Raw genomic sequence first — 15811 nt, forward strand, 5'->3', positions numbered from 1 at the left:
CAATGTTGCGCCCAAACCCGTCGGCGTCTTCATCAAAACGGGTGGCAGCGCCCGCTGGCTACAGGGAGCCGCGCACGATCCCATTCCCCTGACACGGATCAGATATCATCAGCTGGTGAAAGACAACCGTCCGCCTCAGCGAAGCTCGGTGATGAACAGCTCCGCGTCACCCGAATCGCCGCCGAAGGCCCCGACCCAGACGTCATAGACGCCCGATTGCGGACGATAGAACGAGACCTCCGGATCGGTCCCGCCGCCGGAGTCGTCGTCGCAATACCAGTCGCCGTCTGGCGCGTTGATGACGAGGGTCGCATCGCTGTAGCTCGACACCCCGAACGTCAGCGGCAGGCTGCCGGCGTCGTAGGTCAGCTGGAAGTCCGGCGCCCGCGAGATCATGCCGGTGCACTCCCCGCCCAGGCTGGACGCATCGAGCTCGCCGCCCGAGGTCACCGACACCGTATAGGGATCGTTGTCGAACCCGGCGCTCAGATACTCTTCGCCGTAGTTGGCCCGCGCGCTGGGGTCTGGCGCGCCATTGCCGCCGCCGTAGCTCCCGCCGCCATAGGCCGGCCCGGGCCCGTAGCCGCCGCCGTAGCCGGAGGGATCCTCGACGCAGCCCGACAGACCGATGATCGCCAGTGCGCCCAGCGCCAGAATGATCCGCATCTCGAAGTCCCCACGGAGCCCCTCGCTCCGCTTTCATCAGAGATCATCGATTGCCTGAAAACAACCTGTCGTCGGAAATCGTCAGGTTACGCGTCGGCCCGCTTACCATTGGCGCTCGCTGCCGGGCCTCGCTACCTTGCCCCCGCGCCCCGACCGCCGTATGGAGCGTTCAAGCACCGATATTCATCCATCGGTGAAATAAACGAGGAAGCGATGCGCAAGATCTACGCCGACGCCAAAGCGGCGCTTGAGGGCCTGACCTTTGACGGCATGACCGTCATGTCCGGCGGCTTCGGCCTGTGCGGCATCCCCGAGAACCTGATCGCGGGTCTCAAGGCCTCCGGCGTGAAGGGGCTTACCGTCATCTCCAACAATGCGGGCGTCGACGGCTTCGGCCTCGGCCAGTTGCTGGCGACCCGCCAGATCGCCAGGATGATTTCGTCCTACGTCGGCGAGAACAAGGAGTTCGAGCGCCAGTACCTCGCCGGCGAGCTCCAGCTGGAGTTCAACCCCCAGGGCACCCTGGCCGAGCGCATCCGCGCCGGCGGAGCCGGCATCCCGGCCTTCTTCACCGCCACCGGCGTCGGCACCCTGGTCGCCGAGGGCAAGGAAGTCCGCAACTTCGACGGCCGCGACTATGTCATGGAGACCGCCCTGGTCGCCGACCTTGCCATCGTCAAGGCGTGGAAGGCCGACGAGCGCGGCAATCTCGTCTTCCGCAAGACGGCCCGCAACTTCAACCCGATGATGGCCACGGCCGGCAAGGTCACGGTCGTCGAGGTCGAGGAAATCGTCCCCGTCGGCTCGCTGGATCCCGACAACATCCATACGCCCGGCGTCTATGTTGATCGCCTGTTCGTCGGCACGTTCGAAAAGCGCATCGAACAGCGCACCATCCGCCAGCATGCAGATGCCTGACGCCGAACGCGCCGAACGGGGCGCAACCTATATGGCCACCCTGGATCCGGGCCTCGAAGGCGCCCTGCGCAAGGGCATGGCCCCGATCGCTCCCGACTTCGCCGACATGATGGTGGAATTCGGCTACGGCGACATGATGAGCCGCCCCGGCCTCGATCCGAAGAGCCGCCAGATGGTCACCCTTGGCGCCCTGGCCGCGCTCGGCCATCCCGTCGATCAGCTGAAGGGCCACATCAACGGCGCCCTCTCGGTCGGCGTGACGCCGCAGGAGATCGTCGAGGCCCTGATGCAGGTCGCGATCTACGCCGGCTTCCCCGCCGCCACCAATGCACTGCGCGTCGCCAAACGCGTCTTCGCCGACCGGGGCGTCACCCCCCTGCCCCCTGCGGGGGACCAGTGAACCACCCGGGCAGCGGCGGCCGACTCGAACCGGCAAACTGGCTCTGGTTGGCCGGCGGAGGCAGTATTGCCGCCGCCTTGCTGCATCTCGCATGCATGTTCGGCGGTCCAGATTGGTACCGCTGGATCGGCGCAGGCGACGACATCGCGCGGGCCGTCGAGCGGGGGCAGATCCGACCCTACCTCCTGACGATCGGCATCGCGGCAATTCTTTTCGGCTGGGCCTGGTTCGCATTCGCAGCCGCCAGACTGATGCCGAGACCGCCTCTGCTGCGGACGGGGCTCGTGGCCATCATCCTTGTCCTGCTGCTTAGAGCGGCGGCCCTCTTCGTACCTGAACTCTGGGCACCCGAGACGGGTGCGACGTTCAAGATTGTCTCGTCTTTAATCGTTTTGGCGCTGGGCCTGTCGTTCCTGCTCGGGACGATCAAAGCCTGGCCCATATTGTCCGTGAGAACCTGACCATGCCCCGTACCCGCGAACAGCTCGCCGCCCGCGCCGCCCAGGAACTGCAGGACGGTTTTTATGTGAACCTGGGCATCGGCATCCCGACCCTGGTCGCCAACTACATTCCCGCCGGCATGGAGGTCACCCTCCAGTCCGAGAACGGCATGCTCGGCATGGGCCCCTTCCCCTGTGACGAGGACGTCGACGCCGACCTGATCAACGCGGGCAAGCAGACGATTACCGAGATCCCCGAGAGCGCCTATTTCTCCTCGGCCGACAGCTTCGCCATGATCCGCGGCGGCCACATCAACCTGTCCATCCTGGGCGCCATGGAGGTGGCCGAGAACGGCGACATCGCCAACTGGATGATCCCGGGCAAGCTGGTGAAGGGGATGGGCGGCGCCATGGACCTGGTGGCGGGCGTGAAGCGCGTCGTGGTCGTCATGGAACACGCCAACAAGCACGGCCAGTCCAAGGTCCTGAAGGCCTGCTCCCTGCCCCTGACCGGCACAGGGGTGGTCAGCCGCATCATCACCGACCTCGCTGTCTTCGACGTGAAGCCGGACGGCGCGGGCCTGGAGCTGATCGAACTGGCCGACGGCGTGACCCTCGAGGAAGTCGCCGCCAGGACCGAGGCGACATACACGGTTTCCCAATCCCTGAAAGCTACGGCATAGTTATTCCGGGATCGGCACGAAGAGGCCGCGACGGAGGGTGACATGGAAGTTGCGGGGTCGATCAGTCCGCCGGGCGGCGCGCCAAAGCCGGATCCCGAACGCGTGGCCACGCTGCGCTACACCATCGTCGACGAGCCCGAGACCTGCGCCGCCTTCGGCGAGAACGCCCGCGCCGCCCTCGCCTCGCTGAACGACCGCGCCCTGGCCGAGACCCGCAGCGGCGACCTTGGCGAATGCCTGCTTCTGCTGGATCAGGTCCGCAGCCACGTCGCCGGCCTCGATCCCGCCCGGCTGGAGCCGCGCGGCGGCCTCGCAGGACTGTTCGACAGTCGAGGCAAGCGGTTGAAAGCCTTCCGCGCCGCCTGGGACTCCACCGCCGCCACCGTGGCCCGGTCCGCCTCCGACCTCGGCGACCGCGCCGGCGCCCTGGCCCGCAAGAGCACGGCGCTGGAGACCCTGTGGTCCGAAACCCGGGACGCGATCGCCGAACTGGACGCCCATATCGCCGCCGCGCGAATCTGGCTGGACAACCAGACCCCGGCGCCCGCCACCGTTGAATCCGCGGCGCCCTCGGCCGAGGTCGAGACGCCCCAACCGACCGAAGAGGTCCACGAACAGGTCGAGGCCCAGGCCGACGACGAAACTCCCGTCTCGCCTGTCGAGGACAGGACCGAACCGGGACAGGTCGAGACTGTCGACGACCACGTCGAAATCGCGCCGACCGGGGAAGCGCGGGCGACCGATCCGATCCTTCCGCCGGAGGCCGAAGACGCACCCGTCGCCGAAGGCCTCATCGCCGCCGTCGAACCCCTGGAAGACGCGCCGGCCGAAGCCGGGGTCGTCGCGGAAGCGTCCGTCGAGCCTGAGGTGAAGATTGCACCGGAGGCGTCTGCGGCCCCGGAAGCCGGGCTGCAAACCGAACCCGCACCGCCGCCCGCGCCTGTCGCCTCACTGCCTCATCCGCTGGAAACCAGGCTCGTCGCCCTGGAGGCCCTTCGCGCCACGGCGATCGGTCGCCTGCCTCTGCTGCGCGCGGCCCAGAATGCCGACTGCCGCGCCCCGGCGGTGCTCAAACAGGTCTGCGACGGCGTCGAAGCCTGGCGCGCCGACTGGCAGGATGCTCTGGGCCTCGCGGGCAAACGGCCGAAGACGGTCCGCCCCGACCGCGTGCGGTTGTCGAACGCCTCGTCCGCCGTGACCGGGAGCATCACCGCCGCGGGTCATGAACTATCGGCCGCGCAGGGCCGCCGCGCCGAGCTCGACGCCCGCTCGGCGCCCGCTCCAGGGGCCGCACTGGCAGCCTAGTTCGTGGTCGCGTTCGCGTCGGTCCAGGCCACGATCTGAGTGTTCACATCCCGCGTCGCCAGGTCATAGGCCTCGACGATGGCTGAGACCCGATTCTCGCCGGCCGGCTGGCTGACCGTGAAGGTCTGTTCCGACACCACGGTCCGCTCCGGGAAGCGCAGCAGCCGCGCCCGCACCGTGATCACCACCGTCGGCGCCGCCCCGGCGTAGTCATAGCGGGTCTCGAACGTGCGCACGTCGACGTCCAGCAGACGCGTCGTCGGCGTCAGCTCACGCCGGCCGATCAGGCGGACCGTCCGCGCCTGGGAACCGAAGCGGGTTTCCAGCGCATCGCTGTACAGCATCAGGGCCGGCGAGACCCAGCGTGCGCCGGCGATATAGGCCGCTTCGGATCCGGTGACGCCCAGCAGCCGGTCGCCCTGCGACGCCTGCGGCATCTCGAGCGCGCGCAGCTTGATCTGCACCGGCGAGGCGACCGGCGTCGCGACCGGGCTCGCCGTGTCGCCGAAGCGATACAGCTGCACCGGGTCCGGCGACGACAGAAGCGCGCATCCGGACAGGGAGACGGCGGCGATGGCCGCGAGGGCGAGGGTGCGGATCATGGCTGGACCTCCAGTTCCTGGGACGGCGGCCGTCCGATGAAGTCACGCGGGCTGGCGCGCACGTCGTCCACCAACCCCTGCAAGGATTCCGTCGCCTCCTGCAGCCCCTGGATCGCCTCCAGCAGCTGCGGCACGCCGGTCGTGGCGAACTCCCCGGCCGGACCCTCGATGGCGTTGGCCGTGCGGTTGATCGAGGCGATGGCCTCGCGCGCATCAGCCGTCGCCTGGTTGATGTTCCGGACCGCCTCCGCGCCGTCCTCGTTGACCAGGCGACGCGCGTCGACGCCCAGGGCGCGGTATTCGGCGATGGCGCCGTTGGCGTTCTCCAGCGCCTTCTCAAGGTCTTCGAACATGCCCTTGCGCGCTTCCAGCTCGGTCGACAGCGCCTCGACGTTCTTCAGACTGGTCGAGAAGCTGCGGATATTGTCGTCCGACAGCACCCGGTTGATCCGGTTCAGCGCATCCACGGTCTGGGCCAGAACCGTGCCGGAACCCGACAGCAGCTCCGCGATCGGCGACGGCTGCGACTGGATCACCGGCACTACATTGTCCGGATACTGGGTCTTCAACAGGGCGCTGCCGTCCGTACCGGCGGTGATCTGGATATAGTTCAGGCCGGTGATGCCCTGAGGCTCCAGCTGGGCCCGCGAGGTCACCCGCACCGGCGTCGTGCCGTTTAGCCTGACCCGCGCGATGACCTGGTCGCCCTTGTCGGGATCCAGGTTCAGATCGGTGACCTCCCCGACCCGGATGCCGTTGAAGTGCACCTCGCCGCCCTCCGACAGCCCGCGCACCGGCCCGTAGAAGACGATGTCGTAGATGTCGTAGTCGTCGTTGAACTGCAGCCGGGCCAGCCAGATGGCGAACACCGCCAGCGCCGCCAGCAGGGCGACGGTGGCTATGCCCACGGCGGCGTAGTGTGCGTCTCGTTCCATCGTCTGTCCCTACGCCGCCTTGGTCGCCGCGCGTCCGCGCGGCCCCAGGAAATATTCCTTGATCCACGGGTGGTCGGATTTCTCCAGCTCCTGCACCGTGGCCTTCTCGATCACCTGCTTGTCGGCCAGCACTGCGACCTTGTCGCAGATGGCATAGAGACTATCCAAATCGTGCGTGATCATGAAAACAGTCAGACCCAGATCGTCCGACAACTTTCGGATCAGTTCGTCGAACGCCGCCGCCCCGATCGGATCCAGTCCCGCCGTCGGCTCGTCGAGGAAGATCAATTCGGGATCCAGCGACAGGGCGCGGGCCAGACCCACGCGCTTGCGCATTCCGCCCGACAGTTCGGCGGGCTTCTGGTGGTGGCTCTCGGGTTTGAGACCGACCATGGCGATCTTCATCTCGGCCAGTTCGCGAATGGTGTCCTTGGGCAGTTTGGTGTGCTCGACCATCGGCGAGGCGACGTTCTCAAGCACGGTCAGCGAAGAGAACAACGCGCCTTGCTGGAACAGGACGCCGGTGCGTCGCTCGACGTCAGCGCGTTCCGCGTCGGTCGCGCCACCGACATCATGGCCGAAAATCTTGATGGAGCCGCCCTCCGGCTCTTTCAGTCCGATGATGGAGTTCAGCAGCACCGTCTTGCCTGTACCCGACCCGCCGACGACGCCCAGAACCTCACCCCGCATGACGTCAAGATCGAGGTCGCGGTGGATCACCTGATCGCCGAACTGGCTCAGCAAACCGCGCACTTCGATCAGGGTCTCCGGCGTTTTGACGCCCGACGCGTCGTTGGCCGCGCCTGTTGTCGTCCGGGCCGCCTTCACAGGTTCAGCTCCAGGAAGATCAGGGCGAACACGGCGTCCAGGGCGATGATGGCGAAGATCGCCTGCACGACCGCGGCAGTGACTCGCCGTCCCAGGCTTTCCACGTCCCCGGCGACGGCCATGCCCTGACGGCAACCGATGGCCGCGATGACAACGGCGAAAACGGGGGCCTTGACCAGCCCCACCATCAGGTGCGTCCCCATGTCAGGGTCTTCGCTGACGCGCTGGAGGAAGAAGGCGGGGCCGTAGTCGAGCTGACTCCAGACCACCAGCATGCCCCCCAGGAAGCCCGAGACCATCCCGATGAAGGTCAGCAAAGGCACCATGACGAGCATGGCGGCCAGGCGAGGGATGACCAGGGCCTGGAACGGGTTGACCCCCATCACCTGCATCGCGTCCACCTCCTGGCTCATCCGCATCGAGCCGATCTCGGCCGCGAAGGACGAGGAAGAGCGCCCCGCCAGCAGGATCGCGGTGATGAGGACGCCGAGTTCCCGCAGCACGGCTACGGCGACCAGCTGCACGGTGAAGACGCCCGCCCCGAACTGGGTCAGCAGATCGGCTCCCAGGAAGGCGATGACCGCCCCAATGAAGAAGTTGGTCACGGCGATGATCGGCAGGGCGTCCAGGCCCGACCGCTCCGCCTGGCTCACCCAGGCGGGCCAGCGGATGGCGCCGGGATGCCGGAAGGCGGAGCCCGTCGCCCCCATCAGCCGACCCAGGAAGGCCATCGACAGCAGAATTTCGGCCGCAGCGTCGTGCACGCCATGGCCGATCTTGGAGAAGATGCGCACCAGGGGCGCCTGGCGTTTCGGCGGTTCGGCGCTCTGCCGCTCCAGCGTCTCGACCATCGCATAGATGCGGCCCGCCTCTGGACGCGTGTCGAAGGCGTTGGCGGGCATGGCGAAATTCGACGCCTGCACCAGGGCCAGGGCGCCGGCCGTGTCGAACCGGCCCAATTCGCTCAGATCGACGTGTTCGATGCTGTAGCCGCGCAGACTTTCCCCGAGACGGATCGCGGCCTGGTTGAGCCCCATAGTCGTCCAGTCGCCCGTGAGCTTCAGCACGGTCGCGTCGCCCCTGGCGTCCTCGATGTGGAAATCGGCCGTCCTCATACGCCCACCCTTAGACGAGCCCGGGCGAATCGCCCATGCCCGAACGCCGTGTCGGAACCGTATGGAAGACGGGCCGTCGTCCTTGGGCAACAGCCGTTACGCGAAGGCTACAGAAGATCGCGCACCGCCTTGAGATCGCGCACGAACAGAGCCCGCTCGCGGCCCTTGGCCTCCGCATCGGGATGGCGCAGCAGGTAGGCGGGATGGACCGTGATCATCGCCGTCGATCCATCGGACAGCGACAGCCGCCGGCCCCGCTCCCGGGTCACCGCGACGGGCCGACCCAGCACGCCCAGCGCCGCCGTACCGCCCAGCGCCAGGGTCACCATCGGACGCACCAGCCGCCGCTCCTGATTCAGCCACCAACGACAGGCGGAGACCTCGCTGTTTGTCGGCGTCCTGTGCAGCCGCCGCTTGCCCCGCGGCTCGTGCTTGAAGTGTTTCACCGCGTTGGTGACATAGACCTCCGCCCGGTCGATCCCCGCCTCCTCCAGCGCCGCATCCAGCACCTCACCCGCCGGCCCTGCGAAGGGCCGCCCGACCAGGTCCTCCTGATCGCCCGGTTGCTCGCCCACGATCATCAACCGCGCCTTCTTCGGTCCCTCGCCGCACACGCCTTGCGTCGCATCACTATAGAGGGGGCAGCGGCGGCAGGCCTGCACCCCGTGCCGCAGCTCCTCCAGATCGGACGCGACGAAACCCTCCTCATACGATCCATCGCGCACGGAGCGGGCGATGGCTTTGGCGAGGCGTGCGTTGGGCTCGGTGTGCGGACTGGCGACCATGACTTCGGTTCGAGCGTGCGACGCGGCGACCAATTCCGGGATCAACGATGCCTCCGGCAGGTTCTTCCAGTACCGTTTGGGCATCTCGCCCTGCATCGTCCGGACCTTTAGCCGGGCCGGATTGAAGGTCGAGGCGTAGTAGGTCTTCCAGAACTCCTCGATCTCGTCGTCCTGCGGCGCGTCGGCCGCATTCGCAGGCGGCCCGAAGGACAATTCACCCCCGCTCATCCCCGCGGAGGCGGGGACCCAGAAACAGGATCCGTCCGGCGTCAGGATCGACCATCGCATCGTCGTGAACCGCCGCACGAAGAAGCCCGAAGTCTTCTCCAGCACCCGATGCGCCGGCTCGAACCAGGCGACGAACACTTCTCCTGCGTCGTCCTCAACCGATCGAAACCGGACAAAGGCCTTCATCTTGTGCGATGCCCTGGAAACGTTCTTCGCCCGCTCCATCGCGTCTGCGACATCGCGATCCGACACCACCTTCATCAAATCCGGCTCGTCCCTGAGCCGCCAAAGCAGGCGGTACATCAGATCGAACCGGTCGGCGGAACGGTGCAGGATCACCTCCTGCGCCACGTCCACGAAGGCTTTGGGCACGGTGAACGGCCCTTCAATCCGTGCATCCCCCTCCCCTTTCAGTGCACCCCGGCGAAGGTCGGGGTCCAGATCACGGACGTCGCTCGTTCCCGCTCGGCTCAGGATCCGTGCGTCAGCCGCAATTCCCGTGTGGGCAACGGGATCCCGCCCTTCGCCGGGATGCATGGCGATGACGGTATCAAACAGCGAACCTGTCCCTTCCGCCCCCGCCACCACGAACCGCACAGCCGCCGGCTCCGCCCCGGCCAGCCGGAACGCCCGCGCAGCCTTCCGCCACCCGTCGAAATCCGTCTCGTGCGCCAGTTCAGCGATCGGCATCAGAACAGGCTCAACTGCTCGGCCTTCGGCTCCCCGACCAGCCGTTGCCGCAGATCGACCGCATCCGTAAGCCCGCCCGGGGTCCAATCCAGCGCCGTGATGAACGGCCGCACCTTGTCGATACCCCGGCACAGCCGCGCGATGTCCTCCAGCCTCAGCGTGCGATAGCGGCGCACCGAGATCATCCGGTCCACCGACTTCACCCCCAGCCCCGGCACCCGCAGCAGCATCACGCGCGGCGCCGTATTCACATCGACCGGAAACTGCGCCCTCTGATTCAGCGCCCAGGCCAGCTTTGGATCGATCGCCAGATCCAGCATCCCCTCCGTGGACGCCTCCCCGATCTCCGGCGCGGAAAACCCGTAGAACCGCATCAGCCAGTCCGCCTGATACAACCGGTGCTCCCGCATCAACGGCGGCCTCGACAGCGGCAGGGCCGAACTGGAATCGGGGATGGGACTGAAGGCGGAATAATAGACCCGGCGCAGGCCATAGCCGCCATACAGCGACGCCGAGCGGGCCAGGATCTCGGTGTCCGGCGCCCCGTCCGCGCCCACGATCAGCTGGGTCGACTGTCCCGCCGGTGCGAACTTCGGAGGCTTGGCGCGATCCTTCTTGGCCGGCTTCGCCGCCTCGACCTTCAACCGGACATAGGCCATCGCCTGCTTGATGACCCCGACATCCTTCTGCGGCGCGAACCGCCCCATCGCCTCGTCGCGCGGCAGTTCGATATTGGCCGACAGCCGATCGGCATAGAGCCCGGCCTCCTCGACCAATTTCGGGTCCGCCTCCGGGATCAGCTTCAGGTGGATGTAGCCGCGAAAGTCATGCGCCTCGCGCAGCGTCTTCGCGACCAGCACCAGCTGTTCCATGGTGTAGTCGCCGGATCGGATGATCCCCGACGACAGGAACAGACCCTCGATATAGTTCCGGCGATAGAAGTTGAGCGTCAGCTCCACCACCTCGTCCACGCTGAACCGCGCCCGCTGCACATTCGAGGACACGCGGTTGATGCAATAGACGCAGTCATAGATGCAGAAGTTCGTCAGCAGGATCTTGAGCAGGGAAACGCACCGCCCGTCCGGCGTATAGGCGTGACAGATGCCCATGCCCTCGGTGGAACCGATGCCCTTGCCGCCAAGGCTGTCGCGCTTCGACGTGCCCGAAGAGGAACATGAGGCGTCGTATTTGGCTGCGTCGGCCAGCACCGACAACTTCTTCCTGAGATCCAGCTGCGCCATCGTTCATGGTATGTTCCTTTTCAGGAACGACGTCCAGCGTGACCGTTCGTCTGTCCGGGACTGGACCTATCGCAGGTAATTCAACAGCGAGACTTCGCTGAGTTGCGCCACGACCTGAGCCGACGCCTGCACGGCGACCTGCGACAGCTGCAACTCCGTCACGGCCTTCAGCGGGTCGACGTCGGTGCGGCTCGACACCAGTTTCTCCAGCGACAACTGCTGCGCCTCATGGCTGGTGGTGATCTGTTCCAGGCGCTTCTGCAGCGAACCGTTGCGCGCCCCGGTGTCGACAGTCGCGGTCGAGGCCGCGTCCAGCCGCTTCATTTGCGCGGTCAGGAAGGTCTTCTGCGCATCGGTCGGCTTGCCGGTCAGCGGCCCGGTGGCCGGGTTGTCGTTGTAGGCCTTGATGTCGCGGAAGATCTCGAAAATGTGGCTCTGGGTGACGCCGTCGGCCTCGACGAATTTGAAGCCATCGGCGAGGTAGCCTGTCTCGACCGAGGTGTTCTCGGCGATCCGCGACACCGCCTTGATCTGGTCGTTGGCGAGGGTCGCGGCCACGCTCGGCGCGGCTGCAAGTTCGCTCAGGGTCGCCACCGTCACCGGCTGGTTGGTGGTGTTGGCCCCGGCGAACAGATAGCCGCCCTGATGGCGATAGTTCAGGCCGTTGGAGACCGACTGGAACTGGCCCTCCAGGTCCAGCATCAAGGTCGACGCCGAGTCCGAAGCCAGGACGCTGGCGATCGCCTCGCGCGCGGAGCCCAGGGCATCGGCGATCTGGTTGAGGGCCAGGTCCTGGGCGTCCAGCCGCGCCGTCACAGCCTCACCGGTGTTGAGGAAGCCCTGCACGCGGGACTCCGCGCCCTTCAGCGCCGTCAGCGTCTCCGAACTGCGGCCGTAGCCGGTCAGGTCAGTCGCAATCTTGCGGGTCGAGACCCGCTCGCCAGCGTCGGTCTGGGCCTGCTGCGCCTGCATCAGGTTCAGCAACGCCGACTGATAGTTTCCGGTTGTCGAAACGCGGCTCATCAGATCATCCCCAGCAGAGTGTCGTACATATCCTTGGCCGCCTGGATCAATCGGGCGGAGGCGTTGAAGGCCTGCTGATAGGTGGTCATCAGCACCAGCTCTTCATCCAGGTTCACGCCTTCATAGTTGGCCTGGCGCGCATCGGCCTCGGTGGCCAGCGCCTGGGCGCTGGCCTGTCGTGTCTTGGCCGCCTGGGCCCGCCCGCCGATCTCGCCGGACAATTCTGAAGCATAGCGCGACACCGACAGGTTGCCGCCGGGACTTTCCCCGGCCGCCGAGAACCTCGTCGTCCTCTGGCCCGCATCGGCCAGCGTCAGCGCGCCGCGTCCATCACCGGAGCTCAGCGCCGCTGTCCCGACCGGCGCGGCCAGGTTCAGCTGGGCCAGCGCCAGTTTCGAAGGGCTCTGCTGGATGTCGGTGCGCACCTTGAAGCCGTCCGCGCGCGACGCCCGAACCCCGCCACCCAGGCCGAACAGCTCGGTGGCCGAAACGCCCGAGGGAACCTGGATCGTGGTGTCTTCCAGCACGCTCATCCGCGGCGCCGGATCGCCCAGCGGCGTGAACTTCATCTCGCCGTTCGCATCCAGCGCAAAGCTGCCGTAGCGGCCGACGCCGGTCACGGTGCTGTTCAGGGCGGTCAGTATGTCGCCCACGGTCCCGCCGGCCGGGATCGCCACCTGGATGTCGCGGATCCTGGCCCCGCTCTGGCCGGTGAAGCGGAAGCTCAAAGTCTCGCCGGCGGTGAACCCGTGCGCCGACGTGGCGGTCATGCCCAGGTCGTACAGGGCGGGCCGCTCGCTGGAGATCAGGTCGTTCATCCCGAAATAGTGGGAGAAGCCGCGCCCGGCCTTGGCGCCGGGCGTCGCCGTGCTGTCGGCGATGGCGACACCGTTCGATCCCGTTGCGGCGATGCTCAAGCTGCCCCCGACGAAGCTGGCCGTCGCCGCGCCGCCCAGGGCGGTGTTCACGTCGGTCAGGAAGTTCGCCATCGGTGTGACCGCCCCGCCGTTGATGCTGACGCCGGTTCCCGAGAAGACCAGATCGACGCGGGTGGTGATCGCACCCGTCGTCGGGTTCACCACCGCGATCGTCGTCCCGCCGGTGAAGCCGGTCAGGGCGGTCGTAAGGTCCTGTCCCACGTTCTTCCCGGTCAGGGTGGTGGGCGGCGGCACTGCGGAGTTGGCGTTGTGCGCCCGGTTCAGTTCGTCGACGACGTGGGTGACCAGTTCGGCCAGCCGCTCCGCCGCCTGCGGCGCGTCGACGTCACGCAGTTCCAGCAACCCCTTGATCTCGCCGCTCTTCAGCCCGTCGGCGAAGGCGCGCTTGGTCCCGCCCGGCTCGGTGACCCAGATCTCGTTGAAGCCGGACTCGGCGTTGACCGTGCCCGCGCGATTGTACTGCAGCGTCGCCGCGCCCGCCCCGGCCAGCAGGATGCCGGCGCCGGTCCGGATCGACACCCCGCCGACCGATCGCTGCGACACCTGCACGTCCATCAGACTGGACAGCTCATCGACCAGCCGGGCCTGCTGCGTCTGCGCCCCCGAGGCGTCGCCGTTCAGCACCGTGGCCTTGGCGATATCGACGTTCAGCGTCTCGATCTGCTGCAGCAGGCTATTGGCCTTCTCGATGGCGCTCTGGATCCGGCCGTCCGCGTCCTCGCGCACGGCCTGTATCTGGCCGGAGATGCGGCCAGCCTCGTCGAGGATCGCCTGGGTCTTGAACAGGGCATCCTGGCGGCGGGGTCCCGACACGGCATCCTCGCCGGCCACGGCGAAGGCCGCGAAGATGTCGTCGATCTGGGAGAAGAAGCCCGTATCCCCGCCCGGGTCGCCGAACAGCGACTGGATACGGTCGTACAGTTCATAGCGCACGCCCTGGCGGCTGGCCTCGGCCCCTGCGCTGAGCGCCGCGGCCTGCAGGAACCGGTCGGTGGCGATGCGCACGCGCGCCACCTCGACGCCGGACCCGACGCCCTGGGTCGTCAGCGACACCTGGTCAGCGATCTTGCGGACGTATCCGGGCGTGTTGACGTTGGAGACGTTGTCGGAGACCACGCGCAACTGCGTCTGGGCCGTCTGCAGCCCCGAGTTGGCGATGTTCAGGATGGTGCTCAGGCTCATCCGATTAACCCTTCGCCCGGCAAGCCCTGCCCGGCAGGCTGCGCGTCTTGCCCAGCCGTGCGCGTATGCGGCGAGAGCAACACCTTGTTTTTCTTGAACATCACTGAACGCGACTGGACCATGGTGATTCAGATCGCAAACGGCGGGCCACACCCGGAACAGGGTGGCGCGCACCCGGAAAGGTCTTGGAAGGGCGCCGGGCAAAAAGCGACGTCTGCGCGGCAAGAAAGGTCGCTGACGCCCACCCCGGCAGCCTGGCCGACCGCATTAAATCTCTAGTGAAAACAGTTGGATGATATCGAGCGCGACGCTTGGCCCGACCCTTGCGACGGCCCATCCGAATGTTCCGGCGCAGCAGGCGCCCTTGTCCTCCAGTCGTGAATTGCCTGCCGCCGCATGTCCGCGCCCAGCCTCGCCATTCCTGCCGCGCCCGCCCTGGGCCACGCCGCTCCGAAGCGCGGCGCAGCGACGCCTGACGCCGATTTCGCGGCCATCCTGGACGAGTCCGCCCCGCCGGAAGCGCCCGCCAGAACGCCCGCCGCCACCGGTTCGAAGAACGAGACGGAAACCGTCCCCGCACCGGTCGAGGCCACCGCTGCCGAAGCTGTGGTCGATACGACTCCCGGCACGGACGAGATGACCGTCGCCGCCCCGGCGCCGCTGACCGTCGCACCGGTCGTCATCGAGGTTGTGACGACGGAAGCCGCCCCCCCCGTAGCGGGAACCCTGCCCGCGCCATCCGACGATCTCGTCCCTCCCACGCCCACGGCGCCCGCACCCACGCCGGGAGAGCAGCCCCGCACACCGGTCGGAGCGATACCTGCTGTCGAGGCCGACGCCACGGCCTCCGCTCCCATGCCGGCAGACCAGCCCGATCTCGCGGCCCTTCAGGCGGAACAGGCCAGGGCCGCCGCCCCGATGCCTGCCGCAGCTCCGGCCGCCGCGCCCGCCGCAGCCCTCGTGGCGCCGCCGCGTCCGGCGAAACCGGCCCCTGACCTTTCGACCTCCGCTGAAGCCGCCCCTGCGGAAGACGGACCGGCCGCCGCCACCGCCGCGGCGGTCGAGGCTCCGGCCGCTCCGGTCGATGCGCCCCGCACCCGCGACGTGATCGATCGCGCCCAGACGACCCGCGCCGAAGCCCGGAACGGCGCCTCCCCCGATCCCGATGCCTCGCCCCCGTCCGACGGCCCGGAGGCCACCGCCCCCGCCGCCACCGCCTCGACTTCAACCGCCTCGACCCGGCCGCCTGCCGCGCCCCCCGTCCCTCTCGTCCTGACCGGCGCCGATGAGGGGGTCTCGGCCCCGCTCGCCACGGCCGCCCAGCCGACGGACGCCCGCCCCGCCGAGACCGGCGTGTCCCTGGCCCTCTCCACCCTTTCCCGCGCCACCATCGAAACCACGGCCCAGATCGCCGCCCAGATCGTGCGCAAGCTGGAAGGCCGCTCGACCCGCTTCGAAATGGCCCTGACGCCGGAGGGTCTCGGCCAGGTCGACGTCAGCCTCGACATCGATGCGGACGGCAAACTCATCGCCCGGATGGCCTTCGACAATCCCCTGGCCGCCACCGAGCTGCGCGGCCGGGCCGATGAGCTGCGTCGCCAGCTCCAGGACGCGGGCTTCACCGTCGCTGACGACGCCCTGTCCTTCGCCGAGCGCGACGCCTCCGCCGGCCAGCAGGGCGGCTCGGCCTTCGACCGCCGGCCCGATCCCCGCAACGCCCGCGCCTTCGGCGCCGCCTCGCGGCTGGAGGCGGACGCCGACCGTCTGCTGACGCCGGGCCGCTGGATCCCTCTCACCCTGACGCCCGACCGCGTCGATATGAAGGTCTGACC

At 67.8% G+C, this 15811-nt stretch carries 15 protein-coding genes; 6 read left to right on the forward strand and 9 right to left on the reverse strand.

Annotated elements, in window-relative coordinates; translation table 11 throughout:
• Positions 1-135: 135 nt before the first annotated feature.
• Positions 136-666, reverse strand: coding sequence for a peptidase S1 (locus ACP7AB_RS14600; protein ID WP_425990532.1), 531 nt, complete (start codon positions 664-666; stop codon positions 136-138).
• Between the two features lie 213 nt (positions 667-879).
• On the opposite strand from ACP7AB_RS14600, the gene ACP7AB_RS14605 reads away from it, so the two are divergent.
• Genes ACP7AB_RS14605 through ACP7AB_RS14625 form a run of 5 tightly spaced genes read left to right on the forward strand, consistent with a single transcriptional unit; the run spans position 880 to position 4412 of the window.
• Positions 880-1584, forward strand: a complete 705-nt coding sequence (locus ACP7AB_RS14605) for a CoA transferase subunit A (protein ID WP_425990533.1) — start codon at positions 880-882, stop codon at positions 1582-1584.
• On the forward strand, positions 1577-1984 hold the full coding sequence (locus ACP7AB_RS14610) for a carboxymuconolactone decarboxylase family protein (protein ID WP_425990535.1): 408 nt from the start codon (positions 1577-1579) through the stop codon (positions 1982-1984). Before ACP7AB_RS14605 ends, ACP7AB_RS14610 begins: the two co-directional genes overlap by 8 nt.
• A complete protein-coding gene (locus tag ACP7AB_RS14615) occupies positions 1981-2445 on the forward strand; it encodes a hypothetical protein (RefSeq protein WP_425990537.1) in 465 nt (154 codons plus the stop codon). The genes ACP7AB_RS14610 and ACP7AB_RS14615 overlap by 4 nt, the downstream gene beginning before the upstream one ends.
• A 2-nt stretch (positions 2446-2447) precedes the next feature.
• Complete coding sequence (locus ACP7AB_RS14620) at positions 2448-3107, forward strand: 3-oxoacid CoA-transferase subunit B (protein WP_425990539.1); 660 nt, start codon at positions 2448-2450, stop codon at positions 3105-3107.
• Positions 3108-3149: 42 nt separating this feature from the next.
• On the forward strand, positions 3150-4412 hold the full coding sequence (locus ACP7AB_RS14625; RefSeq protein WP_425990541.1) for a toxic anion resistance protein: 1263 nt from the start codon (positions 3150-3152) through the stop codon (positions 4410-4412).
• Here ACP7AB_RS14625 and ACP7AB_RS14630 read toward each other — a convergent pair.
• The 8 genes from ACP7AB_RS14630 to flgK form a co-directional block, all read right to left on the reverse strand.
• On the reverse strand, positions 4409-5014 hold the full coding sequence (locus ACP7AB_RS14630) for an ABC-type transport auxiliary lipoprotein family protein (RefSeq protein ID WP_425990543.1): 606 nt from the start codon (positions 5012-5014) through the stop codon (positions 4409-4411). The two genes, ACP7AB_RS14625 and ACP7AB_RS14630, sit on opposite strands and share 4 nt — an antisense overlap.
• Positions 5011-5949: an MlaD family protein gene (locus tag ACP7AB_RS14635; protein ID WP_425990545.1), complete on the reverse strand. Its 939-nt coding sequence runs from the start codon at positions 5947-5949 to the stop codon at positions 5011-5013. Before ACP7AB_RS14635 ends, ACP7AB_RS14630 begins: the two co-directional genes overlap by 4 nt.
• 9 nt (positions 5950-5958) lie before the next feature.
• Positions 5959-6777, reverse strand: a complete 819-nt coding sequence (locus ACP7AB_RS14640) for an ABC transporter ATP-binding protein (protein ID WP_425990547.1) — start codon at positions 6775-6777, stop codon at positions 5959-5961.
• Entirely contained in the window at positions 6774-7892 is a 1119-nt protein-coding gene (locus ACP7AB_RS14645) for an MlaE family ABC transporter permease (protein ID WP_425990549.1), read from the reverse strand. The genes ACP7AB_RS14640 and ACP7AB_RS14645 overlap by 4 nt, the downstream gene beginning before the upstream one ends.
• A 107-nt stretch (positions 7893-7999) precedes the next feature.
• Entirely contained in the window at positions 8000-9595 is a 1596-nt protein-coding gene (locus ACP7AB_RS14650) for a UdgX family uracil-DNA binding protein (RefSeq protein WP_425990552.1), read from the reverse strand.
• A complete protein-coding gene (locus tag ACP7AB_RS14655) occupies positions 9595-10836 on the reverse strand; it encodes a putative DNA modification/repair radical SAM protein (RefSeq protein ID WP_425990554.1) in 1242 nt (413 codons plus the stop codon). Before ACP7AB_RS14655 ends, ACP7AB_RS14650 begins: the two co-directional genes overlap by 1 nt.
• Positions 10837-10902: 66 nt before the next feature.
• A complete protein-coding gene (locus tag ACP7AB_RS14660) occupies positions 10903-11859 on the reverse strand; it encodes a flagellin (RefSeq protein ID WP_425990556.1) in 957 nt (318 codons plus the stop codon).
• On the reverse strand, positions 11859-13979 hold the full coding sequence (gene flgK / locus ACP7AB_RS14665; protein ID WP_425990558.1) for a flagellar hook-associated protein FlgK: 2121 nt from the start codon (positions 13977-13979) through the stop codon (positions 11859-11861). Before flgK ends, ACP7AB_RS14660 begins: the two co-directional genes overlap by 1 nt.
• Positions 13980-14375: 396 nt before the next feature.
• On the opposite strand from flgK, the gene ACP7AB_RS14670 reads away from it, so the two are divergent.
• On the forward strand, positions 14376-15809 hold the full coding sequence (locus ACP7AB_RS14670; RefSeq protein WP_425990560.1) for a flagellar hook-length control protein FliK: 1434 nt from the start codon (positions 14376-14378) through the stop codon (positions 15807-15809).
• The last annotated feature ends 2 nt before the right edge of the window (positions 15810-15811 follow it).

Source organism: Brevundimonas sp. TWP3-1-2b1, assembly GCF_049896165.1.
GTDB lineage: Bacteria > Pseudomonadota > Alphaproteobacteria > Caulobacterales > Caulobacteraceae > Brevundimonas > Brevundimonas subvibrioides_B.